The sequence below is a fragment of the Rhizorhabdus sp. P4_G6 genome, from assembly GCF_056401045.1.
This window is the reverse complement of the sequence record NZ_JBFUKC010000001.1, coordinates 316,766-339,242: the sequence shown is the minus strand read 5'-3', so window position 1 is coordinate 339,242 and position 22,477 is coordinate 316,766. Positions and strand designations below refer to the sequence as shown.

Annotated in this window: 29 protein-coding genes; 14 read left to right on the top strand and 15 right to left on the bottom strand. The window is 65.2% G+C overall.

The window, feature by feature from the left end; genetic code table 11:
* Positions 1 to 6: 6 nt before the first annotated feature.
* A complete protein-coding gene (locus AC1DPF_RS01610) occupies positions 7 to 447 on the bottom strand; it encodes a YcgN family cysteine cluster protein (RefSeq protein WP_477867804.1) in 441 nt (146 codons plus the stop codon).
* The gene (locus tag AC1DPF_RS01605) at positions 447 to 1,061 is read right to left on the bottom strand and encodes an SCO family protein (RefSeq protein WP_477867806.1); all 615 of its coding nucleotides are present in this window, start codon (positions 1,059 to 1,061) and stop codon (positions 447 to 449) included. The genes AC1DPF_RS01610 and AC1DPF_RS01605 overlap by 1 nt, the downstream gene beginning before the upstream one ends.
* A gap of 44 nt (positions 1,062 to 1,105) precedes the next feature.
* On the opposite strand from AC1DPF_RS01605, the gene AC1DPF_RS01600 reads away from it, so the two are divergent.
* Complete coding sequence (locus AC1DPF_RS01600; RefSeq protein WP_477867808.1) at positions 1,106 to 1,726, top strand: ankyrin repeat domain-containing protein; 621 nt, start codon at positions 1,106 to 1,108, stop codon at positions 1,724 to 1,726.
* Positions 1,727 to 1,859: 133 nt separating this feature from the next.
* Here the strand turns inward: AC1DPF_RS01600 and AC1DPF_RS01595 are convergent, their stop codons facing one another.
* The 10 genes from AC1DPF_RS01595 to AC1DPF_RS01550 all read right to left on the bottom strand — a co-directional run bounded on the left by AC1DPF_RS01595 (position 1,860) and on the right by AC1DPF_RS01550 (position 7,980).
* Entirely contained in the window at positions 1,860 to 2,336 is a 477-nt protein-coding gene (locus tag AC1DPF_RS01595) for an MmcB family DNA repair protein (protein WP_477959342.1), read from the bottom strand.
* A gap of 61 nt (positions 2,337 to 2,397) precedes the next feature.
* A complete protein-coding gene (locus AC1DPF_RS01590) occupies positions 2,398 to 2,733 on the bottom strand; it encodes a DUF1491 family protein (RefSeq protein ID WP_477867811.1) in 336 nt (111 codons plus the stop codon).
* Complete coding sequence (locus AC1DPF_RS01585) at positions 2,730 to 3,209, bottom strand: PaaI family thioesterase (protein ID WP_477959340.1); 480 nt, start codon at positions 3,207 to 3,209, stop codon at positions 2,730 to 2,732. The genes AC1DPF_RS01590 and AC1DPF_RS01585 overlap by 4 nt, the downstream gene beginning before the upstream one ends.
* Before the next feature lie 6 nt (positions 3,210 to 3,215).
* Complete coding sequence (locus AC1DPF_RS01580) at positions 3,216 to 3,701, bottom strand: PTS sugar transporter subunit IIA (RefSeq protein ID WP_477867815.1); 486 nt, start codon at positions 3,699 to 3,701, stop codon at positions 3,216 to 3,218.
* 20 nt (positions 3,702 to 3,721) lie between these two features.
* On the bottom strand, positions 3,722 to 4,306 hold the full coding sequence (gene hpf, locus AC1DPF_RS01575; RefSeq protein ID WP_477867817.1) for a ribosome hibernation-promoting factor, HPF/YfiA family: 585 nt from the start codon (positions 4,304 to 4,306) through the stop codon (positions 3,722 to 3,724).
* Between the two features lie 78 nt (positions 4,307 to 4,384).
* Entirely contained in the window at positions 4,385 to 5,086 is a 702-nt protein-coding gene (gene dnaQ / locus AC1DPF_RS01570; RefSeq protein WP_477867819.1) for a DNA polymerase III subunit epsilon, read from the bottom strand.
* Positions 5,047 to 5,688, bottom strand: a complete 642-nt coding sequence (gene coaE, locus AC1DPF_RS01565) for a dephospho-CoA kinase (protein WP_477867821.1) — start codon at positions 5,686 to 5,688, stop codon at positions 5,047 to 5,049. The genes dnaQ and coaE overlap by 40 nt, the downstream gene beginning before the upstream one ends.
* Positions 5,685 to 6,569, bottom strand: coding sequence for a shikimate dehydrogenase (gene aroE / locus AC1DPF_RS01560; RefSeq protein WP_477959338.1), 885 nt, complete (start codon positions 6,567 to 6,569; stop codon positions 5,685 to 5,687). Before aroE ends, coaE begins: the two co-directional genes overlap by 4 nt.
* The gene (locus AC1DPF_RS01555; protein WP_477959489.1) at positions 6,566 to 7,159 is read right to left on the bottom strand and encodes a Maf family protein; all 594 of its coding nucleotides are present in this window, start codon (positions 7,157 to 7,159) and stop codon (positions 6,566 to 6,568) included. The genes aroE and AC1DPF_RS01555 overlap by 4 nt, the downstream gene beginning before the upstream one ends.
* Positions 7,159 to 7,980, bottom strand: a complete 822-nt coding sequence (locus AC1DPF_RS01550) for a pyruvate, water dikinase regulatory protein (protein ID WP_477867825.1) — start codon at positions 7,978 to 7,980, stop codon at positions 7,159 to 7,161. The genes AC1DPF_RS01555 and AC1DPF_RS01550 overlap by 1 nt, the downstream gene beginning before the upstream one ends.
* Before the next feature lie 351 nt (positions 7,981 to 8,331).
* Between AC1DPF_RS01550 and hemE the strand changes: the two genes are divergently transcribed.
* From hemE to AC1DPF_RS01515, 7 genes are all read left to right on the top strand, one after another.
* The gene (gene hemE / locus AC1DPF_RS01545) at positions 8,332 to 9,366 is read left to right on the top strand and encodes a uroporphyrinogen decarboxylase (protein WP_477867827.1); all 1,035 of its coding nucleotides are present in this window, start codon (positions 8,332 to 8,334) and stop codon (positions 9,364 to 9,366) included.
* Positions 9,367 to 9,369: 3 nt separating this feature from the next.
* Positions 9,370 to 9,825, top strand: a complete 456-nt coding sequence (locus AC1DPF_RS01540; RefSeq protein WP_477867829.1) for a CopD family protein — start codon at positions 9,370 to 9,372, stop codon at positions 9,823 to 9,825.
* Positions 9,825 to 10,196 carry a hypothetical protein gene (locus tag AC1DPF_RS01535; protein WP_477867831.1) on the top strand — a complete coding sequence of 124 codons (372 nt, stop codon included), beginning with the start codon at positions 9,825 to 9,827 and terminating at the stop codon, positions 10,194 to 10,196. The genes AC1DPF_RS01540 and AC1DPF_RS01535 overlap by 1 nt, the downstream gene beginning before the upstream one ends.
* A gap of 219 nt (positions 10,197 to 10,415) precedes the next feature.
* Positions 10,416 to 11,672 (top strand): transcription termination factor Rho, encoded by a 1,257-nt coding sequence (gene rho / locus AC1DPF_RS01530; RefSeq protein ID WP_477867833.1) that lies wholly within the window; start codon positions 10,416 to 10,418, stop codon positions 11,670 to 11,672.
* Positions 11,673 to 11,691: 19 nt separating this feature from the next.
* Positions 11,692 to 12,396 carry a class I SAM-dependent methyltransferase gene (locus AC1DPF_RS01525; protein ID WP_477867835.1) on the top strand — a complete coding sequence of 235 codons (705 nt, stop codon included), beginning with the start codon at positions 11,692 to 11,694 and terminating at the stop codon, positions 12,394 to 12,396.
* A 50-nt stretch (positions 12,397 to 12,446) separates the two neighbouring features.
* Positions 12,447 to 13,097, top strand: a complete 651-nt coding sequence (locus AC1DPF_RS01520; protein WP_477867837.1) for a YjbE family putative metal transport protein — start codon at positions 12,447 to 12,449, stop codon at positions 13,095 to 13,097.
* A 283-nt stretch (positions 13,098 to 13,380) separates the two neighbouring features.
* Entirely contained in the window at positions 13,381 to 14,442 is a 1,062-nt protein-coding gene (locus AC1DPF_RS01515) for a choice-of-anchor A family protein (RefSeq protein WP_477959336.1), read from the top strand.
* Positions 14,443 to 14,480: 38 nt separating this feature from the next.
* Here AC1DPF_RS01515 and AC1DPF_RS01510 read toward each other — a convergent pair whose 3' ends face one another.
* Genes AC1DPF_RS01510 through AC1DPF_RS01500 form a run of 3 tightly spaced genes read right to left on the bottom strand, consistent with a single transcriptional unit; the run spans position 14,481 to position 16,635 of the window.
* Positions 14,481 to 15,458 carry a quinone oxidoreductase family protein gene (locus AC1DPF_RS01510; RefSeq protein ID WP_477959334.1) on the bottom strand — a complete coding sequence of 326 codons (978 nt, stop codon included), beginning with the start codon at positions 15,456 to 15,458 and terminating at the stop codon, positions 14,481 to 14,483.
* On the bottom strand, positions 15,455 to 16,153 hold the full coding sequence (locus AC1DPF_RS01505) for a dienelactone hydrolase family protein (protein WP_477959332.1): 699 nt from the start codon (positions 16,151 to 16,153) through the stop codon (positions 15,455 to 15,457). The genes AC1DPF_RS01510 and AC1DPF_RS01505 overlap by 4 nt, the downstream gene beginning before the upstream one ends.
* Positions 16,150 to 16,635, bottom strand: a complete 486-nt coding sequence (locus tag AC1DPF_RS01500; RefSeq protein ID WP_477959329.1) for a methylated-DNA--[protein]-cysteine S-methyltransferase — start codon at positions 16,633 to 16,635, stop codon at positions 16,150 to 16,152. Before AC1DPF_RS01500 ends, AC1DPF_RS01505 begins: the two co-directional genes overlap by 4 nt.
* Positions 16,636 to 16,698: 63 nt before the next feature.
* Between AC1DPF_RS01500 and AC1DPF_RS01495 the strand changes: the two genes are divergently transcribed.
* From AC1DPF_RS01495 to AC1DPF_RS01470, 6 genes are read left to right on the top strand one after another with little or no spacing between them, the layout of a single operon-like run.
* Positions 16,699 to 16,941 carry a DUF6489 family protein gene (locus tag AC1DPF_RS01495; protein WP_477867847.1) on the top strand — a complete coding sequence of 81 codons (243 nt, stop codon included), beginning with the start codon at positions 16,699 to 16,701 and terminating at the stop codon, positions 16,939 to 16,941.
* On the top strand, positions 16,919 to 18,229 hold the full coding sequence (mnmE, locus tag AC1DPF_RS01490) for a tRNA uridine-5-carboxymethylaminomethyl(34) synthesis GTPase MnmE (RefSeq protein ID WP_477867849.1): 1,311 nt from the start codon (positions 16,919 to 16,921) through the stop codon (positions 18,227 to 18,229). The genes AC1DPF_RS01495 and mnmE overlap by 23 nt, the downstream gene beginning before the upstream one ends.
* 56 nt (positions 18,230 to 18,285) lie before the next feature.
* A complete protein-coding gene (gene mnmG / locus AC1DPF_RS01485) occupies positions 18,286 to 20,142 on the top strand; it encodes a tRNA uridine-5-carboxymethylaminomethyl(34) synthesis enzyme MnmG (RefSeq protein ID WP_477959327.1) in 1,857 nt (618 codons plus the stop codon).
* A complete protein-coding gene (rsmG, locus tag AC1DPF_RS01480; protein WP_477959326.1) occupies positions 20,139 to 20,783 on the top strand; it encodes a 16S rRNA (guanine(527)-N(7))-methyltransferase RsmG in 645 nt (214 codons plus the stop codon). Before mnmG ends, rsmG begins: the two co-directional genes overlap by 4 nt.
* Positions 20,780 to 21,559 carry a ParA family protein gene (locus AC1DPF_RS01475; RefSeq protein ID WP_477867855.1) on the top strand — a complete coding sequence of 260 codons (780 nt, stop codon included), beginning with the start codon at positions 20,780 to 20,782 and terminating at the stop codon, positions 21,557 to 21,559. The genes rsmG and AC1DPF_RS01475 overlap by 4 nt, the downstream gene beginning before the upstream one ends.
* Positions 21,556 to 22,452 carry a ParB/RepB/Spo0J family partition protein gene (locus AC1DPF_RS01470; RefSeq protein WP_477959324.1) on the top strand — a complete coding sequence of 299 codons (897 nt, stop codon included), beginning with the start codon at positions 21,556 to 21,558 and terminating at the stop codon, positions 22,450 to 22,452. The genes AC1DPF_RS01475 and AC1DPF_RS01470 overlap by 4 nt, the downstream gene beginning before the upstream one ends.
* Positions 22,453 to 22,477: the final 25 nt, after the last annotated feature.

The window sequence follows — 22,477 nt, the reverse complement described above, 5'->3', positions numbered from 1 at the left end:
GCCCGGCTACAGGGCACGGTCGACCAGATGATGTTCGAGATCGCCGGCTTCATCCTCCGAGACGGTCCAGCCGCGAACCGACATTCCAGCACGGTGCACCGACTCGGGATCGCCGCTGACCAGCGGGTGCCAGTCGGCAAGCGGCTTGCCCTCGTCGATCAGCCGATAGGCACAGCTGGCCGGCAGCCAGTCGATTTCGGACAGGACCTTGGGCGTCAGCCGCACGCATTCGGGCACGAAGGTCCGGCGGTGCTTATAGTCCTTGCACAGGCCGCTGCGGCGATCGAGTAGCCGGCAGGCGACATTGGTCGCCATCAGCTCGCCGGTCTCTTCGTCCTCGAGCTTGTGGAGGCAACATTTGCCGCAGCCGTCGCACAGCGATTCCCATTCGGCGCGGCTCATCTGGTCGAGCCGCTTGGTCTCCCAGAACGGCCTTGCCTCAGCCATTATCTCGCCCAGCGTTCGATATCGGAAACCACTGTGTCGGCACCCTTGTCCTGCGTGATCAGGGCGATCGGCTCGCCTGCCGGGCCCATTAGATAGGCCGCGCGGACGTGATTTACGAGGTAGGAGCCATCTTTTTCCGCCGGCATCTTCTCGTAAAAAACCGCATATTCTTTGGCTACCCCGGCGATCTCGGACTCTGTTCCGGTCAGCCCGATCAGCTTGGGATGGAAAGCGCGAACGAACTGCTTGAGCTTGTCGGGCGTATCACGCACGGGATCGACCGTGATGAAGATCGGCTGGATCCTGCTCGCGAGAGACGGATTTGTCTTTTCGAGTTCCTTGTAGCCCTTCATCAGGTTCTGGACGTCGACCGGGCAGACATCGGGGCAGAAAGTATAACCGAAATAGATCAGCCGGTATTTGCCGGCGAAATCGCTGTCGCGGACCTTCCGCCCGTCCTGGTCGGTGAGCGCGAACGGCCCGCCGATCTTCGCGCCGGCCAGCGGTGGGGTCTCGGGCGCGCTGCCGCAGCCGGTCAGCAACAGCGTCGAGGCGGCGATCAGCAGCGCGGCCCAGGCAGCGAGGCGTGGATTGTTCATGGTGCGGCCAGCCATGCTTTGCTATTGGCCCTTGCGCAAGGGCGTTTCAGAACAGGGACATGACAGACAATATGGTCCGCCGTCACATCCGCATGATGCTGGCCGCCGCAGCGCTGGCGATCGCCTCGACGCCTGCCGCAGCGCAATTTTCCGACAGCTATATTTTCCTCAAGGCGGTGCGCGACGCCGATGGCGACAAAGCCACGAAGGCGCTCAGCGGCAATGGCGCGACGATCATCAACACGCGCGATTACCAGACCGGCGAGACCGCGCTGGCGATCACGATCAAGCGCCGCGACCTGACCTGGTCGAACTTCCTGCTGAGCAAGGGCGCCAATCCCAACGTCCGCGACAGCCAGGGCAACGCGCCGCTCCACGTCGCGACGCTGCTCGGCTTCAACGAGGGTGTCGAGCTGCTGCTCATCCGTGGCGCGCAGGTCAACATGGCCAACAACAGCGGCGAGACTCCGCTGATCATCGCCGTGCAGCAGCGCAATGTGGCGCTGGTCCGCCTGCTCCTGGCCAACGGCGCCAATCCCAAGCTGGCCGATCGCATCGCCGGCAAGTCGGCGCGCGACTATGCCAGCGACGATCCGCGCGGCGCGGCGGTGCTCAAGGTGATCGACGAATCCAAGGTCGATGTGAAACCGAAGCCGAAGATGTCGGGCCCAGGACTTTAACGCGTCGCGATACCCCTGCCGTCATCCTGAACTTGTTTCAGGATCCACCTCTTCCCATGGGAGCGCCCCCGAGCCGCAAAGTGGATGCTGAAATAAATTCAGCATGACGGCGGTAGGAGGGATCCCGCCGTCCTCAGACGCAGCTCTCCGGAAATGGATCGAGATCGCCCCACAGCCGCCGCGCCGCGCGGCGGGCGAAGCGCAGCGTTTCGGCCTTGCGGCGCGCGCCGGAGAGCGGGCGGTGCTGCGGTTCGCGGATCACCGCGGCGTCGTAGCGGTCGGCGACGATCAGGCCGCAGCAGCCCGGCCGAAATGGCTCGGTCTCGAACGGTGACAGGTCGAATCCACCCGGCACCGCCCAGAAGAAACGGTCGCAATAATCCAGATAGTCGGGCCATTTTCCGTCACCGAGCAGGTCGGCGCGCGACACCTTAATCTCGACGATGATGATGCAGCCGCGGGCGTCGATCGCCATGATGTCGGCGCGCCGGCCATTGCCGAGCGGCACTTCCGGCAACGGCGTCATTTCGGCACGCAGGAACAGCCGCGCGACCCCGCGCGCGACATCCGCGGCGATCAGGGGTTCGAGCGACTCGGGGAGAGAGGTCATCGGCGCAGCCTAGAACAGGACAGGAACGATTTCCATATCCCGCCCGGCGCCGGCCAGAGCGTCAGGTCGAGAGAAGCAGCTCGCTGGCGATCCGCTCGGCCTGCGGATGATCGAGTTCGACGACCCACAGGTCGGGATCGGATTTCCGCCGCCGCACGATATACTCGCCAGCTGCGGCCGGATCGGCCGGGCCGACCGTCTCGAGGCCGAAGCCACCCTCGAATCGCCAGGTCCGTTCGGCGATCCGGATGAGCATGCCGCGATCGTTCAGAAGAAGAAGCAGGGCGCCGGCGGTCGCGTCGCCCTTCGCGATCACCATCGCCGATCCGCCTTCGGCTTCGATCCGCCGGATCAGCGCCGAAACGAGCAGCCCCGATGCGGGCCGCGGCTCGATCATTTGCGCGCGTAGCCGGGTAGGGTGGCGAGCGGGATGCGCGAGCGCATGAAGGTGCCGGTGCCGCGCGCGATCTCCTCGCCATCGGCATCGATCAGCGCGGCTTCGGCGACGAGCACCCGGCGGCGGCCGTTGATCCAGCGGCCTTCGGCGATAACCGGGCCCGCGCCCATCGGCCGGGTCAGCAGCAGGTTGAACGCCGTCGTCAACAGGAAGAAGTCGTTGACCAGGCTGTTGGCCGCATAGAAGGCGGCATCGTCGAGCATCTTGAAATAGGTGGTGCCATGCGCCGCCCCGGCAGCATGGAAGTGGCCCGCCTCGACGGTGAAGTGAATCCGCGAATGTCCTTCGGCGGGAATCTCGAGCCGCGACCGGAACATGCTGTTGATCGGCGCGGCCGCATAGAGCGATTCCAGCGCGCGATAATGCGCTTCCGCACCCGATGGCGGCGCCGGCTCGGCTGGAGGGTTGCCGCTCACCGTGCTTCAGGCGGCGTGACGGGTCTCGCCGGTCGCGAACAGCGCATAGAGAGCGTCTTCCGAACCGGCACCGCGCAGCTTGGCGACGAAGCCCTTGTCGCGCAGCCGCCGGCTGACCCGGGCAAGCGCCTTGAGATGCTCGACGCCGGCATCGACCGGCGACAGCAGAAGAAATACCAGATCGACCGGAAGGTCGTCGATGGCGGCAAAGTCGATCGGGTTGGCGAGTCGCGCAAACAGGCCGACGACGCGATCCAACCCTTCGACCTTGCCATGCGGAATGGCAATGCCGCCGCCGAATCCCGTCGAGCCCAGCCGCTCGCGTTCCACCAGCCGGTCGACGATGACGCGCGCCTCGACGTTCACCTGCTTCGATGCAATCGCCGCAAGCTGCTGGAACAGAGCCTTTTTGTTGGGAACGATGATGGCGGCCTGCACCGCCTGAGGCGATAGCAGGTCGCTCAGGTCGTCCATCGATTTGCTGTCAGTCATTTCAACGGGATTCGCATTCCTTATCCGGCCACCCGGCTCGGCTCCACCCAGCCGATCGTGCCGTCGGTGCGCCGATACACCATATTGAATGCGCCGGTACCAGAATTCCGAAACAGAAGCGCAGTGGTATTTCTGAGGTCGAGCATCATCACCGCGTCCGATACGCTGGCGTCGGGCACGTCGACCCGCGTCTCGGCGATGATCACGGGGCTGTCGCCTTCGACCTCCTCCTCGCGCGACGCCTCGAACACGGTATAGTTCGCATTGTCGTCGATCGTTTCGAGCGGCGGGGTGACCGCGGCGCCGTTGCGCGACTTCAGCCGGCGCATGTAGCGGCGCAGCTGGGTTTCGATGCGATCCGCGGCCTGGTCGAAGCAGGGGTGGGCGTCCATCGCATTGCCGCTGCCCTTCAGAATCACGCCCTGCATCACATGCGCAACGATATCGCAGGAGAAGCCATTGCCGTGCTGCCCGCGGCCGAAGGTGACATGCGCGGACAGACTTCGGGAGAAATATTTGTCGGCAATCGCGTGGAGCCGCTCTTCGACATGGGTTCTGAGCGCGTCGCCCGTGTTCACCTGATGTCCCGAAACGCGAATTTCCATAACGAATCTCCACTCTTGGTCGGCGATGGTGAGGCGGTCGCAACCGCTGCGCCATCCGCACAAACACGGATCAGATAGTCAGCTCGCGGCACCCTCAAGCCAGAGCGGCGCATCGAGCTTCGCAACAAATGCCTTGTGTCTCTCCAGTTCCTCCTCGCTTGGGTGATGGGGTCGCATCGTCCTGACCGACCGGCGCATGGCGACCAGCGCTGGCGTCGCGACCAGGATCGCCTCCTCGACGATGACATCGCCGATCGACAGGCCGATCTGGCGACCGCCGGTCAGCTCGACATAAAGCTGGGCGAGCAACTGGGCGTCGAGCAGCGCGCCGTGCTTGACGCGGTGGCTGCGATCGATGCCGTAGCGGCTGCACAGCGCGTCCAGGCTGTGCTTGGCGCCCGGATGGGCCTTGCGGGCCAGCGCCAGCGTGTCGATCATCCGGCCGACATGAACCTCGGGATGGCCGCAAGCCTTCAGTTCCCAGTTGAGGAATGCGAAGTCGAAGCTGGCATTATGCGCGACCAGCGGGCTGTCGCCAATGAACTCGAGCAGTTCGATCGCGCGGGTGCCGAACAACGGCTTGTCGCTGAGGAAGCGATCGGACAGGCCGTGGACCTGTTCCGCCTCGAACGGCATCGGCCGGCCGGGATTGAAATAGGCGTGGAACGTCCGTCCGGTCTCGACCCGGTTGACCAGTTCGACACAGCCTATCTCGACCAGCCTGTCCCCAGTAGCTGGATTCAGACCGGTTGTTTCGGTGTCGAATATGATTTCGCGCATGGCTGGCAATATCGGACTCCATGCGCCTGCAAGCAAGTGATCAGATGACGAACCGCGGCGCGGGTACGTCCAGTCGTCCCGCCGTTGTCGATCACGAAGTCGGCCTGCGCCCGCTTGATGTGGTCGGGCAGCTGCAGCGAACGGATATGCCGTAATTTCAATGGGTTCATCCCCGGCCGCGCGAGCACCCGGCGCGCCTGCTTCCAGGGCGGGGCGGACACCACGGCGATCGCGTCGACCTGCCGCCATCCTTTTTTCTCGAACAGCAAGGGGATGTCGAGGACCACCAGGCGCCGCGCGCGATGGCGCCGGAGGAACAGCCGCCGCGACTCGGCAAGCACCGGGTGGACGATGCGTTCGAGACGGTGCAGCGCAACACGGTCGCCGAGCACCGCCTTGCCGAGCACCGCCCGGTCTATCCCGTGCGGGCCCGCGGTGCCCGGGAAGGCAGCCTCGATCGCGGCGACCAGGCGCCCGCCGCGGCCCTGCAGACGGTGCACCTCGGCGTCGGCATCATAGACCGGCACGCCCGCTTGGGCGAACATCGCCGCCACGGTCGACTTGCCCATGCCGATCGAGCCGGTCAGACCCAATATGATCATGCCAGCAGCTTCGCCCGCAGCGCGTCGTCGGCATCGCGTGGCGCCGGTACGCCGAAGAACAGCGCGAACGCCGCCGCGGCCTGGCCGATCAGCATGTGCAGCCCGTCGATGGTACGCAGGCCCCGCGCGCGCGCCTCTGCGAGCAGTGGCGTCTCCAGCGGGGCATAGACGATGTCATAGACCACCGACCCGGGCGGGACATGGCTGAAATCCAGCAGTAGCGGCGGCTGGCCCTTCATGCCGAGCGACGTGGTGTTGACGACGAGATCGAGCATCCCTTCGCGATCGTCCCACGGAAAGTCCGTCGGGGTGGCGAAATGATCGAGCGGCGCCGTCAGCCGCTCGTCGGGCTCGAAGCTCTCGCGCAGCTTGCGCACCTGATCGATGTTGCGGGCAGCGACGACGATGGTGAAGCCATGATCGTGAAGCGCGAGGCAGATCGCCTTGGCAGCGCCGCCGGCCCCGAAGATCCGCGCCATGCGGAACAGGTGGTTCTGCCGGAGCAATGGCTGCAGCGGCTCGAGGAATCCGGCATAGTCGGTATTATAGCCGACGAGCTTGCCGTCTTCGCGCCGCACGGTGTTGACCGCGCCGATCCGCTCGGCGGCGGGATCGAGCCGGTCGAGCAGCGCGATGATCGCCTGCTTGTGGGGAAGGGTGATGTTGCAGCCGCGCCAGAGCGGATCGCTCCGCCGCTGTTCGAAAAAGCTCTCAAGCTGTTCGGATCGAATATGAGAGGCGCGATATTCCGCAGCGATTCCAGCACGTTCGAGCCAGTGCTTATGGATGATCGGCGATTTGCTGTGGCTGATCGGATCGCCGATCACTTCGGCATAGGGCTTGGTGATCGCTGCGATCGGCAGGTCCAGCTGCTGGCTCATGACGATAATACCCCTCGAATGCGCAGATAATCGAGCAGTGGCAGCAGCGGCAAGCCTAGGATGGTGAACTGGCTGCCTTCGATCCGCGCGAACAGTTGCACGCCGGGCCCCTCGATCCGGTAGCCGCCGACGCATCCGCCGATCTCGGGCCATTCGCTGTCGAGATAGGATTCGATGAAAGCATCCCCCAGCGGCCGGACATGCATCGCGGCCCTGTCCACATGGCGCCACACCGGCGCGCCGCCCTCGCAGATCACCGCCGCGCTATAGAGCCGATGCCGCTGGCCGCTGAGTGCGCGCAACAACGCCCTCTGCTCCTCGCGGCTCTCCGCCTTGTCGATCATGGTGCCGTCGTCGAGGACCACCGTCGTGTCGCAGCCCAGCACCAGGTCGGCCGGATGGCGGCGCGACAATTTGGTCGCCTTCAGTTCCGCGAGCGCATCGGCGAGATCGCGTGCACCGACGCCTTCCGCGCGAAGCGATGCCTTCATCGAATCCTCGTCGACACCGGCCGCCATAGCCTGATGCGGGACACCGGCGGCATCGAGCATCGCCCGGCGGGATGCGGATTGCGACGCGAGGATCAGCATCAAGCGTCCTCCTGTGGCGAGCGTTCGTTGATCAGGTTGATGATCGCCGCGGCGGTCTCCTCGATCGACCGGCGGGTGACATCGATCACCGGCCAGCCCTGGTCCGAGAAGATGCGGCGCGCAAAGGTAAGCTCGGCGACCACGGCTTCCTGGTCGACATAGGCGGTCTCCGGCGACTGGTTGAGCGTGAGCAGCCGGTTGCGGCGGATCTGGATCAGCCGGTCGGGGCTGGTGGTCAGGCCGACGATCAGCGGGTGGACCAGCCGGTAGAGCGCCGGCGGGGGCGGCGACTCCACCACCAGCGGGACATTGGCGACCTTGTAGCCGCGGTTGGCGAGATAGATCGAGGTCGGCGTTTTCGACGACCGCGACACGCCGGTCAGGATGACATCGGCTTCCTCCCAATCTTCCCCGCCGATGCCGTCGTCATGGGCGATGGTGAACTGGATGGCCTCGACCCGCGCATAATAAGCGGCATCGAGGATATGCTGGCGGCCCGGCCGGGCGAGCGCTTCCTGGCCCAGCAGCTGCGACAGCGCGTCGATCACCGGATCGAGCGCAGACACGATCGGCAGGCCGAGCGCGTGGCAGCGGGTCTCGAGTCGCTTGCGGATATCGTTGTTGACCAGGGTGAAGATGACCAGGCCGGGACGCTGGGCGATTTCGAGCATTATCCGATCGAGATGGCCCTGGCTGCGCACCATCGGCCAGAAATGCTTGATGGTCTCGACGCCGTCGAACTGGGCGAGTCCCGCCTTGGCGATATTTTCAAGGGTTTCGCCGGTCGAGTCCGACAGGAGATGAAGGTGCAGCCTGATCATCGGCTACCGCACCGGCACGTCATTACGCATCCGGACTCTACGACGCACTTTGAGTTCGTTACAGGGACGAGTCTGTGGAAAACCATGGGGATGGGGCTAGCGGAAGCACGGGGGCGCTTTCAAGCAACGCTTTCGTCCCCATCGACCGGATTTCCTCCGACATATCGTCCACAGGGGATCGAATCGCCCGGCTGGCTGTGGATAATGGGCATAGACGCGGGGACTCGGTGCGCGCCTGTGCTTTCAGATGAGTCAAGCTGTTGGCAATCGGAGCAACTGTGAATAAACCCCGGCTCGCGCCCGCCTACTACCTCTTCAGACTCTCTCTTAATATTCTATATAAGGAAGAAGATGGCTGCTCCGCTTGCCGAACCGCGCCCCTTGCTAGCCGTGCTCAAGGGCAAAAGGCAGGAGCGGCCGCCGATCTGGCTGATGCGCCAGGCGGGTCGCTACCTGCCGGAATATCGCGCGCTGCGGGCCGAGAAGGGCGGCTTCCTCGAGCTGGCCTATGACAGCGATGCCGCGTCGGAGATCACGCTTCAGCCGATCCGCCGTTTCGGCTTCGACGGTGCGATTCTCTTCTCGGACATTCTCGTCATCCCCCATGCCCTGGGTCAGGACCTGCGGTTCGAGGCCGGCGAGGGGCCGCGCCTCTCCCCCACGCTGGTCGATCGCACGCTGGCAACGCTGGCGCCGGCACCCGAGCGGCTGCTGCCGATCTACGACACGGTGCGCAAGGTTCGCGCATCGCTGCCCACCGAGACGACCTTCCTGGGCTTCGCGGGCAGTCCCTGGACGGTGGCGACCTATATGGTGGCGGGACAGGGCAGCAAGGAACAGGCCGAGACGCGGCGCATGGCCTATCGCGATCCGGCAGCGTTCGGCGCCATCATCGATGCACTGGTCGGTGCCACAGCCGATTATCTCGGCAAGCAGATCGAAGCGGGCGTCGATGCGGTGCAGCTGTTCGACAGCTGGTCGGGAAGCCTGGCCCCGCGCGAGTTCGAACGCTGGGTGATCGCGCCGACGGTGGAGCTGGTGAAGCGGCTCCATGCGCGCCACCCGGGGGTTCCGGTGATCGGCTTCCCCAAGGGCGCGGGCGGCAAGCTTCCAGCCTATGCCCGCGAGACCGGGGTGGATGCGATCGGCCTCGATGAAACCGTCGATCCCGTCTGGGCCAACGCCAATCTTCCCGAGCGGCTTCCGGTCCAAGGCAATCTCGATCCGCTGTCGATGATTGCCGGCGGCGCTGCGCTCGACGAGGCGGTGGATACGATCTTGGGGGCTTTCCGGGAGCGTCCGCATGTGTTCAACCTTGGCCATGGAATCCTGCTCGACACCCCGATCGCCCATGTCGAACAGCTGGTCGCCCGTGTGCGGGGCTGATCGGTGAGCGGGCTCGCAGCAGGTTTCCTCGGCAACGCCTATCCCTGGGTGAAGGCTGCGCACCTGATCTTCGTGATCTTCTGGATGGCGGGGCTGTTCATGCTGCCGCGCTTCTTCATCTATCATCATGCCGCGGTGCCCGGATCGGCCGAAGACCGCGCCTGGATCGAACGCGAGCGGCGGCTGCGCTCGATCATCATCAATCCGGCGATGCTGCTGGTCTGGCTGTTCGGGCTGACTCTTGCCTTTGATCAGAATCTTTGGGGCGTGGGCTGGTTTCAGGCCAAATTTGTCGCGGTTTTCCTGCTGAGCGGCTATCATGGCTGGGCGGTCGGCTATGGCCGACGCATGGCGGCGGGATATCGTGCGTCCTCGGATGGTCCGCTACGGCTGATGAACGAGGTTCCGGGCATCGCCACGGCCGTCATCGTCATTCTCGTGATCGTGAGGCCGTTCTGATGGCTGCCCTCTCCCTGTCGCCGAAGTGGTTCGCTGCGGCGGCGTTGCTCGCGGGATCGGCCGCCCAGGCCGAGGAGCAGGAGCCAATCCTGCGTTGTCTCACCGCCACCTCGTCGCTGGCGTCGAGCAGCGACAAGGGCATTGCCCAGATCGGCGTGCTCAACAGCCTCTACTGGCTCGGTCGACTCGATCCCACGCTCAGCGAAGCGGTGATCGAGAAGCGCATCGCGGCGATTTCGGCGAGCATGACCAAGGAGTCCCTCCAGACCGAGGTCGGCCGCTGCGGCCGCGAGCTCGCCGAGCGTGGTGCGATGATGGAGCGGATCGGCAAGAAGCTGAAGGAGCGCGCGGCCCGGCGCGAAACGCGCTAGGCTTTCCCCAGCTGGAATAAACACTGTTCGGCGCCACTTGGGCGACGTTCATCCTCGGTTGCCTGCTTGACTTGATCGGCGCCGCCGCCTAATCCGCACCGTAGAACAGGCCTGCCGTTCGTGCTGGGTCCCTTTCTCCCTTTCCATTGTCAGATAGCGCGCGTCATGCCCGCTCCCGATTTTCCAAACCAGCCGTTCAAGCACCCAGGAACTCCGTAGATGCATTTGAAGGACCTCAAGAAGAAGAGCCCCGCCGATCTGGTCAGCATGGCCGAAGAGCTCGGGGTCGAGGGTGCATCGACGATGCGCAAGCAGGACCTGATGTTCGCGATCCTCAAGGTCGAGGCGGAAAATGGCGAGCAAATCATGGGCGAGGGCACGATCGAGGTGCTGTCTGACGGCTTCGGATTCCTGCGATCCCCCGAGGCCAATTATCTGGCAGGGCCCGACGACATCTATGTCTCGCCCAACCAGGTGCGCAAATTCGGCCTGCGCACTGGCGATACCGTCGAAGGCGAGATCCGCGGCCCCAAGGACGGCGAGCGCTATTTCGCGCTGACCCGGCTGATCTCGATCAATTTCGACGATCCCGACGTGGTTCGCCATCGGGTCAATTTCGACAATCTGACGCCGCTATACCCCGAGCAGAAGCTCAACCTCGATACGCTCGATCCGACCGTCAAGGACAAGTCCGCGCGGGTGATCGACATCATCTCGCCACAGGGCAAGGGCCAGCGCGCGCTGATCGTGGCGCCGCCGCGGGTCGGCAAGACCGTGCTTCTCCAGAACATGGCGAAGGCGATCACCGACAATCATCCCGAAGTCTTCCTGATCGTACTGCTGATCGACGAGCGGCCCGAGGAAGTCACCGACATGCAGCGCTCGGTGAAGGGCGAGGTGATCTCCTCCACCTTCGACGAGCCGGCCCAGCGCCACGTCCAGGTCGCCGAGATGGTGATCGAGAAGGCCAAGCGGCTGGTCGAGCACAAGAAGGATGTCGTCATCCTGCTCGATTCCATCACCCGGCTCGGCCGTGCCTACAACACGGTGGTTCCGTCGTCGGGCAAGGTGTTGACCGGCGGCGTCGACGCCAACGCGCTGCAGCGGCCGAAGCGCTTCTTCGGTGCTGCGCGCAACATCGAGGAAGGCGGATCGCTGTCGATCATCGCCACCGCGTTGATCGACACAGGCAGCCGTATGGACGAGGTGATCTTCGAGGAGTTCAAGGGCACCGGCAATTCGGAAATCATCCTCGACCGCAAGGTCGCCGACAAGCGGATCTTCCCGGCGATGGATGTCGGCAAGTCGGGCACCCGCAAGGAAGAGCTGCTGGTCGACAAGGGCAAGCTGTCGAAGATGTGGGTGCTGCGCCGTATCCTGATGCAGATGGGCACGATCGACGCGATGGAGTTCCTCCTCGACAAGATGAAGGACTCCAAGAGCAACGAGGATTTCTTCGACTCGATGAACCAGTAATCGCGGGGAGCGGGGTCGTTTGGGGGGGCTGACCGACTGGACCTATCGGCATTTCTGGGCGCATGAGGAACACCCTTATCGTCGCCTGCGCCGCCGGCTGGTCGAGATCGCCGCCCCCGGACTGACCATCCTCGATGCCGGCTGCGGCCATAGCGCCCCCAATTTGCAGGAGCTGCGCGGCAGCGGCGCAAGATTGATCGGCGTCGACCTGGTCCGGCTCGAGCCGCAGCCAGGCATGGAACTGATCGAAGGCGATCTCGGCGCTGTGCCACTGCCTGACGGGAGCGTCGACCTGATCTATTCGCGCTCGGTGATGGAGCATGTCGTCGATCCGGATGCGGTCTATGGCGAGGCCGCCCGGCTGTTGAAATCCGGCGGGCGCTGGATATTCCTGACCGCCAATCGCTGGGACTATGTCTCGCTGGTGTCGCGGCTGACGCCCAACCGCTATCATGCCCGCATCGTCCGGCGCTTCGAGGGGCGCGAGGAACATGATGTCTTCCCGACCGCCTATCGGACCAACGATCGCGGCCAGATTGCCCGCCATGCCGCCGCGCATGGCTTCGGAATCGACCGGTTCGAGCGGCATGGCCAATATCCTGCGATGTTCTACCGGTTCGGGCCGCTCTTCCTGGTCGCGACGCTGTACGAGAAGATGATCATGCGGTTCGCCGCGTTGGCGAAGCTGCGGGGCTGGCTCTATGTCGAGCTGGTGAAGCGCTGACGCCACGGTAACAGGCTCGACATGAGCGCTCCTTAGGCTAGGGATGCGCCATGCTGGACCTCTGGAATCACATCACCGCCGATTTCGCCAATATCGGCAGTCCTTCCGCGCTCTCGGCCTTTTTCCAGGTGCTGATGATCGACGTGATGCTGGCCGGGGACAACGCCATCGTCGTCGGCGCGCTGGCCGCGGGCCTGCCCGCCGAGCAGCGCCGCAAGGTCATCCTGATCGGCATCATCGCCGCGCTCGTCCTGCGGATCATCTTCGCGGTCAGCGTGAGCCTGTTGATGAACATCGTCGGGCTCGTCCTTGCCGGCGGCCTGCTGCTGCTGTGGGTGGCCTGGCGGATGTTTCGCGAACTGCGCCACGCCGGCGCGCTCGAGGGCGACGATCCGACCGAGCATGACGGTATTCCGCAGAGCAGGAGCTTCGTCTCGGCGGCCTGGGCTGTCGCGCTTGCCGACGTGTCGATGAGTCTCGACAATGTCCTTGCGGTGGCAGGTGCTGCCCGCGCGCATCCCGGCATATTGGTGATAGGCCTGCTGCTGTCGGTGGCGCTGATGGGCATCGCGGCCAACCTGATCGCGCGCTATATCGAGCGATATCGCTGGATCGCCTATGTCGGCCTGGCGGTGATTCTCTACGTCGCCGTGAAGATGATCTGGGAAGGCGCCGTCCCGCTGGTCTCGATGGTTGGCTGAGCGCGAAGCGCGGTTTTCACAAGATCAGGGCGTGGAGACGCGGGCAGAGAGCGCCGATCTTCTACTTGGCCGTGATCGAATATCGTCGAGCGCCGGCCATTGCCGTAGAATAACTACACGACTGTCGGTTTTCTTTACAGAGCCGAGGTGGCTGCGTTGCCTAGATATCTTTTGTTTACTTTGTTTCTGGAGAATATCGGTTAGAGCTGTTAAGGGCCGATGCCTGACAGGCGGGGTCGTGCGCGTCGTGATGGCGGGAATAGCGTGACGGTGGGGTAGTGTGATGCGTGCGTTTCGAGCAGTTTCCATATTTGCTGCCGGCCTGGTGGCCCTGGCGGGAAGCGGTGGGGCGTCGGCTGCGCTCGTCGGCACTTCGATCAGCACCGGCATCGCCGCGCTGAAGGAATGGAACCTCGTCGCCTTCAACAATTTCAGTTCGCAGAACCATGTCGACGGGCGCGTCCTGGTCGGCAACAACTTCACCGCCGGGCAGAATTTCGCGGTCCTCAACAATAATGTCCCGTCGAGCAGCTATGGGACCTCGGCGCTGACCGTCGGCAACGCGGCCCAGATGGCGGGCAGCATCAACGCCCCGGGTGTGCAGGTCGGCGGCAATCTGTCGGGCAGCTTCAACAATAACGGCAATGGCGCGGTGCAGGTCGGTGGAACCGCCCAGAGCCAGCAGAATTTCACGGTTCAATCAGGGCTGGGGCAGAATTTCACCAATACCCTGCTCAGCCAGAGTGCGGATATAAAGCAGTCGCTAACCAGCCTCAGCGCCAATCTGGCGGCACTGGCCAACAGCGGCACTGTCGCGCTGGGCGGCGACAGCAACAACCAGACGCTGACCGTCACCGGGACCGGCCTCAGCGTCTTCAACATGACCGAGGCGCAGTTTGAGGGCAATTCGAACCAGCAGCTGCTGGTGACCGTGCCGAGCGGCGCGACGCTGGTCGTGAACGTCGCGGGCACCGACATCGACTTCAACCGCACCCTCAATCGCTTTACCAATGATTCCAACGTGATATGGAATTTCTACCAGGCGACGACGGTCGATATCGCCCGCCAGTTCAGCGGCTCGGTGCTGGGCGTGTTTGCCGATATCACCGGCGGCAACAGCGGCAACATCGATGGCTCGGTGGTTGGCAACAACGTCTTCCAGAACGCCAATGGCGAGATTCACAACAATTATTTCCAGGGCGATCTGTCGAGCGTCGGCGGCGGGTCTGTCGTCTCGACCGCGCCCGAGCCCTCGACCTGGGCGATGCTGCTGCTCGGCTTCGGCTTGGTCGGTGCCGTCCTGCGCCGACGCGGGACCGGGATGCCGGTGACACACGCGGCCTGAAGTGCTGCTCCTCCGCCCGTCGGACAGGAGGGATATGATCAGGGTATCAGGATAATCGACGCGGTCGTGCGCCGCGCTTCGAGCGCCCGCTGCGCTTCGGCAGCATCGCGCAGGGGCAGGCGAAGGCCGATCTCGATGTCGAGCTTTCGTGCGGCGATCATTGCGAACAGCGCGCCTGCCGCGGCATCGAGCTCCGCCTTGTCGGCGACATAGTCGAACAGCCTCGGCCTGGTGAGAAACAGCGACCCGCGCCGGGCCAGTTCGAGCGGGCTTGCCGGCGGCACCGGGCCCGAGGCATTGCCGAAGCTCACCATCATCCCGCGCGGCTTCAACGAGTCGAGCGACGCCTCCCAACTGGCGGCGCCGACCCCGTCGAACACCGCGTCGACGCCGCGGCCATCGAGCGTCTCGCGCACCTTTGCCGCCAGGACATCGAACCCACCGTGCAGCCCCTGCTCGGCGCCGAGCTGTCTGGCCAGCGCAGCCTTCTCAGCAGTGCCGGCATGGGCGATGACCTTCACCCCGATGGCGTTCAGCCACTGCACGAGCAGCCGCCCGACGCCGCCGGCGGCGGCCAGCACGAGCGCGGTCTGACCGGCCTTCATCTTCGCGCAGCCCGCTATCAGCGCATGCGCGGTCAGTCCTTTAAGGATAGCCGCCGCCGCCACTTCGTCGCCGATGCCGTCGGGAAGGGCGATCAGACGGCCGGCTGGCACGTCCTGCCACGTTGCATAGCTGCCCGGCATCGACAGGGCATAGCCGACGCGCGCGCCGACCGGCAGCGCAGTCACGCCGTCACCGACGGCCTCGATCACTCCGACGGCCTCGACGCCGAGCGCCGCCGGCAGCGGCTGCGGATAGAGGCCGGTGCGATGATATATGTCGATGAAATTTACGCCGATCGCGCGATGGCGCACCCGCGCGTGGCCGGGTGGCACCGGCCCGTCGTCGATCGGCAGGGCGGCGATGACCTCCGGGCCGCCAAATGCCTGCGCGACGAGCCGGTAACCAGTCATGCGAGATGTTGTGCGAAGAACGCCTCGGTTCGGCCGTCTGCGAGCTGCGCGCCCGCTTCGTTGCGGCGATTGCCCATCTGGGTCGCAAAGCCATGATCGAGGCCGGGATAGTCGTACAGCGTCACCTTGGGGTGCCCGTCGAGCCCCTCATGCATCTTCTGCTGGGCCTCCGGTGGGACGAAGCCATCCGCCTGGGGAATGTGCAGCAGCAGCGGGTGGGCGATGGCATGCGCCTCGCCCAGCAATCCGTCTATCCCGACACCATAATAGCCCACCGTCGCGTTGATGTCGGTGCGGGTGGCGGTCATGAAGGCAAGCCGACCGCCCAGGCAATAGCCGACCGCGCCGACCTTGCCGCCGCCGACCATCTTGCGGGCTTCGCGGATCGTCGCCTCGATGTCCCTGATCCCGGCTTCCTGGTCGAACGCCCCGAATAGGCCAAAGGCTTCCTGCAGGTCATCGGGGACGTCCGCATCGAGTTCGATGCCGGGCCGGATCCGCCAGAACAGGTCGGGCGCGATTGCCAGATAGCCCTTTGACGCCCATTCATCGCATTTCGCCCGGATCCCGACATTCACGCCGAAGATCTCCTGGATGACGATGATCGCCGCCTTTGGCGCGGAAACCGGCTGCGACGTATAGGCAAGAAACTCCTCATCTCCACCTAAGGTGTTGATTTCAGTGTAGCTTTTCATAAAAGGCCTCCTCTTCGCTCATGGTCCAGCAGCCATGTCTTGGTGACGATTCCGCGTCCCGCGGAATAATGCCCTATCGCACCGCCACTGCCTACCACGCGGTGGCACGGTATCACGATGGGTAAGGGGTTGCGCGCGCAGGCCTGGCCGATGGCGCGAGGGCTCGACCCTACGGCCTTCGCGACGGCCCCATAGCTGAGCGTGTCGCCCGGCGGGATGGCGGCGATCGCCGCGCGCAGCGCCTCGCCCCGCGGGCTGGCCATCGGCGCGAGCGGCAGATCGAATGCGGTGAATCCTGCCGTGAAATAAGCGTCCAGCTGGCGCGCAGCCTCGGCCACCGGAGATCCCCGCGGTGCTGCATCCGCCGGATGAACGGCCGGCATCGATTCGCCGGCGTCGAGGATATGAATCGACCGCAGCTGGCGATCGTCCCCATTGATCAGGATGGGCCCGATGGCCGAGAGGAGGATCGCTTTTGCCATGGACGTGTGCTCCGCGAGACTCTAGCCATAGCGTATGGCGTTTCAATGATCTTGGAGGCGTGCGTGAAGGTCACGGTAGATGTCGATTGCACGCCTGAAGAGGCGCGCCGGTTCATGGGGTTGCCCGACATGTCGGGCGTCCATGAGATCTATACCGACAAGATGCGGAAGTTCGTCGAGGAAGGTGTTACGCCCGATGCGCTGCAGGACATGATGCGCAATTGGATGCCGATGGGCGAAGCCGGCATGAATTTATGGCGCACCATGTTCGATCAGATGAGTCGTGGCGGCGGCAGCGGACAATAAGGCGAGCGCCACCGCGACGATCTTTGCCCTGTCGAGCGGTGCGCCGCCGGCTGGGGTTGCCGTGGTCCGGATCAGTGGACCTCATGCCGGCAGCGCCATCGATCTCCTGACCGGACGCCCGCGGCCTGCGCCGCGCCGCGCCGTGCTGCGCACATTGCGAGATCCCGAAAATGGCACGCCGCTCGATCGGGCGCTGTTGCTCTGGCTACCGGGGCCGGGCAGTGCGACCGGCGAGGATATGGCGGAGCTCCACCTCCATGGCGGGCGCGCGGTGACTGCGGCGGTGCTGGCCGCACTTGCGAGACAGTTCGGGTTGCGCCCCGCGGAAGCGGGGGAGTTCACGCGCCGCGCTTTCGAACATCGCCGGATCGATCTCAACGAGGCTGAAGCGCTCGGGGATCTGCTGGCGGCGGAGACCGAAGCCCAGCGGCGCAACGCGATGCTGCTCGCGAGCGGCACGCTGAGCCGCGCCATTGACGATTGGCAGGACCGGATCCTGGCGCTGTCGGCGCGGCTCGAGGCCGAGCTCGACTTCTCGGACGAGGATGATGTCGCGCCGCTCGGTCCTGGCTTTGCCGACGAGGTGGCGGGGCTCGGCGCGGAGGTGATGCATTGGCAAGGCCGCGCGCCGGTCGAGCGGCTGCGCGACGGCATAAGGGTGGTGCTCGCGGGCCCGCCCAATAGCGGCAAGTCGACCTTGCTCAATGCCTTGGCGGGCCGGGAGGCGGCGATCGTCACCGCCGTTGCCGGTACCACAAGGGACCTGATCGAAGCACCGATCGCGATCGGCGGCCTTCCCTTTCTGCTGGTCGACACCGCCGGGCTCCACACGGGCAGCGGCGATATCGTCGAGGCGATCGGCATGGATCGCGCCGTCCAGGCCATGGCCGCCGCCGATATCCTGCTTTGGCTGGGTGAACCCGAAGAGGCGCCCTTGGGTGCGATCCGGATCGGAGCACAGGCAGACCGGATGCCGCACGATGGCGATCGCTTCGACCTCCTGCTGTCGGCGCGGTCGGGGCAGGGGATGGATGCGCTGACCGAGCTGCTCATGCGCCGAGCGGCGCAGCTTCTGCCGGCCGAGGGGGAGGCGGCGCTGTCCGCCCGGCAACGCGACGCCCTGGCGCGGCTCGGCGAGGCCTTGGCCCTTGCAGGCGGCGAACATGATCTCCTGCTGATCGCCGAAGCATTGCGGCTGGCGCGGCGCGCCATCGATGCGCTCACCGGTCGGTCGGGAACCGAGGATATGCTTGATGGCCTGTTCGGACGCTTCTGCATCGGCAAATAGACTGTTCCACGTGGAACAGTTTTGACTCGGCGGCGCGCGTGAGATAGCCGCGCCCCATGGCAGACAGCTATGACGTGATTGTGGTCGGTGGCGGCCATGCCGGATGCGAGGCGGCCGCCGCCGCGGCGCGGATGGGTGCGCGGGTCGCGCTCGTCAGCATGCGCCGTGACATGATTGGCGCCATGTCGTGCAATCCCGCCATCGGCGGTCTCGGCAAGGGACATCTGGTTCGCGAAGTCGACGCCTGCGACGGCCTGATGGCGCGCGCGGCGGATCGGGCGGCGCTACATTATCGCATGCTCAACAGCAGCAAGGGTGCGGCGGTCCAGGGGCCGCGCATACAGGCCGACCGCCGCCTCTACATGACGGCGATCCATGATCTGCTTGCCGCTACTCCCGGGCTGGTCATAGTTGAAGGATCGGCGGAGCGGCTCCTCGGCGATGTTCCACATGGGGCAGAAGGGCTGCTATTGGCTGATGGCCGGCAACTGCTGGCGCCGGCCATCGTCCTGGCGACGGGAACGTTCCTGAACGCGCGCCTCCATTTCGGCCTGGATTGCCGCAGCGGCGGGCGGGTCGGAGAGGCAGCGACCATCGGCTTGGCCGATCAACTGCGCGGCCTGGATCTGCCGATGGGGCGGCTGAAGACGGGCACGCCGCCCCGACTCGACGGCCGCACGATCGACTGGGCAGGGCTTGCCCGACAGCCTTCGGATGAGAAGCCATGGACCTTCTCGGCCATGAGCCCGCGCCGGGTAGTGCCCCAACTCGCCTGTGCGATCACGCGGACCAACCGCAGCACGCATGATATCATCCGCGCCGGCCTCGACCGGTCGCCGCTCTTCTCCGGCGTCATCGAGGGCGTCGGCCCACGTTATTGTCCGTCGATCGAGGACAAGGTGCACCGCTTCGGTGATCGCGATGGGCATCAGATCTTTCTTGAGCCGGAAGGCCTCGACGACTCCACCATCTACCCCAACGGGGTGTCGACCTCGCTCCCCGCGGATGTGCAGCTCGCGATGCTGCGGACCGTCGACGGGCTCGAGCGGGTCGAGATCGTCCAGCCGGGTTATGCCGTGGAATATGACTATATCGATCCGCGCGCGCTGACGGCTGGACTGGCCCTGCGCGCACTGCCTGGCCTGTTCTGCGCAGGGCAGATCAATGGCACCACAGGCTATGAGGAAGCCGCGGCACAGGGTCTTGCCGCCGGGATGAATGCGGCTGCCTATGCCGCCGGGCGCGACGCAATCCTGTTCGATCGAGCGACCAGCTATATCGGCGTGATGCTCGACGACCTGACATTGCAGGGCGTTTCCGAACCCTATCGGATGCTCACCGCGCGCGCCGAATATCGGCTGCGGTTGCGGGCTGACAATGCGGGCACGCGCTTGACCGACTGGGCCGATCGCCATGGTGTGATTGGCCCCGACCGGCGTGCGCTGCATCGATCCCGTACCCACGCGCGGACGGCGCTCCGGTCGACGCTCGACAGCCGCGTCATCAGCGCGGCCGCCATGGCGTCGGCAGGCGCATCGGTTACCGCGGATCATGCAAAGCGCAGCCTGTCGGATTGGTTGCGTTTTGCCGAGGTCGGCACTGAGCAGCTTTTGGCTTTCGACACCAGGCTCGACGGTGTCGCGTCGGACATCGTCGATGAAGTGATCCAGGACTGCCGCTATGCGCCCTATCTTATTCGGCAGGACCTCGAAATCGCGCGGCTTCGCGCCGACGAGCGGATCACGCTGGCCGACATTGCCGACTATCGTTCGATTGCTGGCCTCTCGAACGAGATGGTCGAGCGACTCAACGCGGCCAGGCCTGCCGACCTGGGAGCCGCAGGGCGCATCCGCGGGATCACGCCGGCGGCACTGGCCGCGATCATGGTGCATGCCCGGCGAAACGCCGCGTGAACGAAGAGGAAGCTCGCGCCTGGATCGCATCCCATGTTCCACGTGAAACAGTCGCGGGGCTGGAAGCCTTCGCCGGGTTGATCCTGCAGGAGATGCCGCGGCAGAATCTGATCGCGGCCTCGACCGCCGAGCATATCTGGACGCGCCATTTCCTCGACTCCGCCCAGTTGCTTCCCCTCGCGCCAGATGGTGCGAGCAGCTGGATCGACCTCGGTGCAGGCGCCGGTTTCCCCGGCATCGTGATCGCGCTGATGGCGCCGCGGCTCCGCGTCACACTTGTCGAATCCCGCCGCAAGCGCGTCGATTTCCTGACATCGGTGGTCGAGACATTAGGCCTGGCGGCGCAGGTCACTATCGCCGGCAAGCGGCTCGAGATGCTCGACGCCGCGCGATTCGACGTAATCAGCGCGCGCGCCTTCGCGCCGCTCGATCGGCTGTTGCCGCTTGCCCACCGATTTTCCCATGCCGAGACATGCTGGCTGCTTCCGAAGGGCCGCAGCGCCGCATCCGAACTGGAAGCTGTCATGACTTCGTGGCAGGGTGATTTCCGGATCGTACCCAGCATGACCGATCCCGAGGCGGCGATCATCGCCGCCGCGAAGGTGCAGCCAAAGGCCAGGGGCCAAAAGGGACGCCGATGATCCGGATCGCGATCGCCAACCAGAAGGGCGGGGTGGGCAAGACCACCACCGCGATCAATCTTGCCACGGCGTTGGCGGCCACCGGCTGGCGGGTGCTGCTCATCGATTTCGACCCGCAGGGCAATGCCTCCACCGGGCTGGGCATCGACCAGGCGCAACGCAACAACTCCAGCTACGAACTGCTGCGGGACGACTGCTCGCTCGCCGAGGCGGTGATCCCGACCAAGGTGCCGCGGCTGGATATCGTGCCGGCGACCGTCGACTTGTCGGGCGCGGAGATCGAGCTGATCGAGGTCGAACGGCGGACCCACCGGCTGCACGCGGCCATCGCGCAGGAAGAATCGCGCTGGGATGTCTGCCTGATCGACTGCCCGCCCTCGCTCGGGCTTCTCACCGTCAACGCGCTGGTCGCGGCGAATATGATGCTGGTGCCACTGCAATGCGAGTTCTTCGCGCTCGAGGGGTTGAGCCAGCTTCTCCAGACGATCGAGCGGGTGCGCGCGCGGTTCAATCCGCAGCTGTCGATCCTCGGCGTCGCGCTCACCATGTATGACCGGCGCAACCGGCTGTCGGAACAGGTCGCGAGCGATGTGCGCGCAGTGTTGGGGGATGTGGTGTTCGAAACGGTGATTCCGCGCAATGTCCGCTTGTCCGAGGCGCCGAGCCATGGCGTCCCGGCGCTGATCTACGATCATCGCTGCCCCGGTTCCGAGGCCTATATCGCGCTCGCCCGGGAATGCATCACCCGGCTCACCAAGACGGCGCAGGCGGCATGAGCGCCGAGACCCCGCGCCGCGGCCTCGGCCGCGGCCTGTCGGCGCTGATGGGCGAGGCAGCCATTGAGCAGCCGACCGCGCCCGGCGCGGCGCGGCCGGCCGGCGTCCAGACGGTTTCGATCTCATTGCTAGAACCCAATCCCGATCAGCCGCGCCGGCATTTCGACGAGGATGCGCTCGATGAGCTGGCGGGGTCGATCGCGGCGCGCGGGATGATCCAGCCCATTCTGGTCCGGCCGCATCCGACGATGGGCGGCTATCAGATCGTGGCCGGTGAACGACGCTGGCGAGCGGCCCAGCGCGCACGTTTGCACGACGTTCCTGTGATCGTGCGCGAACTTTCGGACACCGATACGCTCGAGCTCGCAATCGTTGAGAACATCCAGAGACAGGATCTTAACGCGATAGAAGAAGCCGAGGCTTATCAGCGGCTTACCAATGATTTCGGCCACACGCAGGAAGCCCTCGGCAAGCTTGTCGCCAAATCGCGCAGCCATGTCGCCAATCTGCTGCGGCTGCTCGAGCTGCCCAAGCCGGTCCGCGACATGGTGGCCGATGGCCGGCTGTCGATGGGCCATGCGCGCGCGCTGATCACGGCGCCGGACGCCGAGGCGCTGGCCGGGGAGGTGCTTCGCCGCGACCTGTCGGTGCGCGATACCGAGAAACTGGCGCGGGCCGGCAAGGCCGGCGGCGGCAGCGGCGGCGCGAAGCCGGCCAAGGCGGCCGGCGCGCTCGATGCCGATGTCGGCGCGCTCGAGCGTCAGCTCGGCGATATCCTCGGCCTGAAGGTGACGATCGAGCATGGCGACAAGGGCGGGCAATTGACGGTCGGCTATTCGACGCTCGATCAGCTCGACCTGATTTGCCAGCGGTTGAGCGGCGAGCCGATCTGAGCCGCTGCTAGCGTTCCCCGCCCCG

Coding starts and splice junctions, on each gene's coding strand:
- AC1DPF_RS01610 (WP_477867804.1), bottom strand. CDS start 447: ATGGCTGAGGCAAGGCCGTTCTGGGAGACCAAGCGGCTCGACCAGATG.
- AC1DPF_RS01605 (WP_477867806.1), bottom strand. CDS start 1,061: ATGGCTGGCCGCACCATGAACAATCCACGCCTCGCTGCCTGGGCCGCG.
- AC1DPF_RS01600 (WP_477867808.1), top strand. CDS start 1,106: ATGACAGACAATATGGTCCGCCGTCACATCCGCATGATGCTGGCCGCC.
- AC1DPF_RS01595 (WP_477959342.1), bottom strand. CDS start 2,336: ATGACCTCTCTCCCCGAGTCGCTCGAACCCCTGATCGCCGCGGATGTC.
- AC1DPF_RS01590 (WP_477867811.1), bottom strand. CDS start 2,733: ATGATCGAGCCGCGGCCCGCATCGGGGCTGCTCGTTTCGGCGCTGATC.
- AC1DPF_RS01580 (WP_477867815.1), bottom strand. CDS start 3,701: ATGACTGACAGCAAATCGATGGACGACCTGAGCGACCTGCTATCGCCT.
- hpf (WP_477867817.1), bottom strand. CDS start 4,306: ATGGAAATTCGCGTTTCGGGACATCAGGTGAACACGGGCGACGCGCTC.
- dnaQ (WP_477867819.1), bottom strand. CDS start 5,086: ATGCGCGAAATCATATTCGACACCGAAACAACCGGTCTGAATCCAGCT.
- coaE (WP_477867821.1), bottom strand. CDS start 5,688: ATGATCATATTGGGTCTGACCGGCTCGATCGGCATGGGCAAGTCGACC.
- aroE (WP_477959338.1), bottom strand. CDS start 6,569: ATGAGCCAGCAGCTGGACCTGCCGATCGCAGCGATCACCAAGCCCTAT.
- AC1DPF_RS01555 (WP_477959489.1), bottom strand. CDS start 7,159: ATGCTGATCCTCGCGTCGCAATCCGCATCCCGCCGGGCGATGCTCGAT.
- AC1DPF_RS01550 (WP_477867825.1), bottom strand. CDS start 7,980: ATGATCAGGCTGCACCTTCATCTCCTGTCGGACTCGACCGGCGAAACC.
- hemE (WP_477867827.1), top strand. CDS start 8,332: ATGGCTGCTCCGCTTGCCGAACCGCGCCCCTTGCTAGCCGTGCTCAAG.
- AC1DPF_RS01535 (WP_477867831.1), top strand. CDS start 9,825: ATGGCTGCCCTCTCCCTGTCGCCGAAGTGGTTCGCTGCGGCGGCGTTG.
- rho (WP_477867833.1), top strand. CDS start 10,416: ATGCATTTGAAGGACCTCAAGAAGAAGAGCCCCGCCGATCTGGTCAGC.
- AC1DPF_RS01520 (WP_477867837.1), top strand. CDS start 12,447: ATGCTGGACCTCTGGAATCACATCACCGCCGATTTCGCCAATATCGGC.
- AC1DPF_RS01515 (WP_477959336.1), top strand. CDS start 13,381: ATGCGTGCGTTTCGAGCAGTTTCCATATTTGCTGCCGGCCTGGTGGCC.
- AC1DPF_RS01510 (WP_477959334.1), bottom strand. CDS start 15,458: ATGACTGGTTACCGGCTCGTCGCGCAGGCATTTGGCGGCCCGGAGGTC.
- AC1DPF_RS01505 (WP_477959332.1), bottom strand. CDS start 16,153: ATGAAAAGCTACACTGAAATCAACACCTTAGGTGGAGATGAGGAGTTT.
- AC1DPF_RS01500 (WP_477959329.1), bottom strand. CDS start 16,635: ATGGCAAAAGCGATCCTCCTCTCGGCCATCGGGCCCATCCTGATCAAT.
- mnmG (WP_477959327.1), top strand. CDS start 18,286: ATGGCAGACAGCTATGACGTGATTGTGGTCGGTGGCGGCCATGCCGGA.
- AC1DPF_RS01475 (WP_477867855.1), top strand. CDS start 20,780: ATGATCCGGATCGCGATCGCCAACCAGAAGGGCGGGGTGGGCAAGACC.
- AC1DPF_RS01470 (WP_477959324.1), top strand. CDS start 21,556: ATGAGCGCCGAGACCCCGCGCCGCGGCCTCGGCCGCGGCCTGTCGGCG.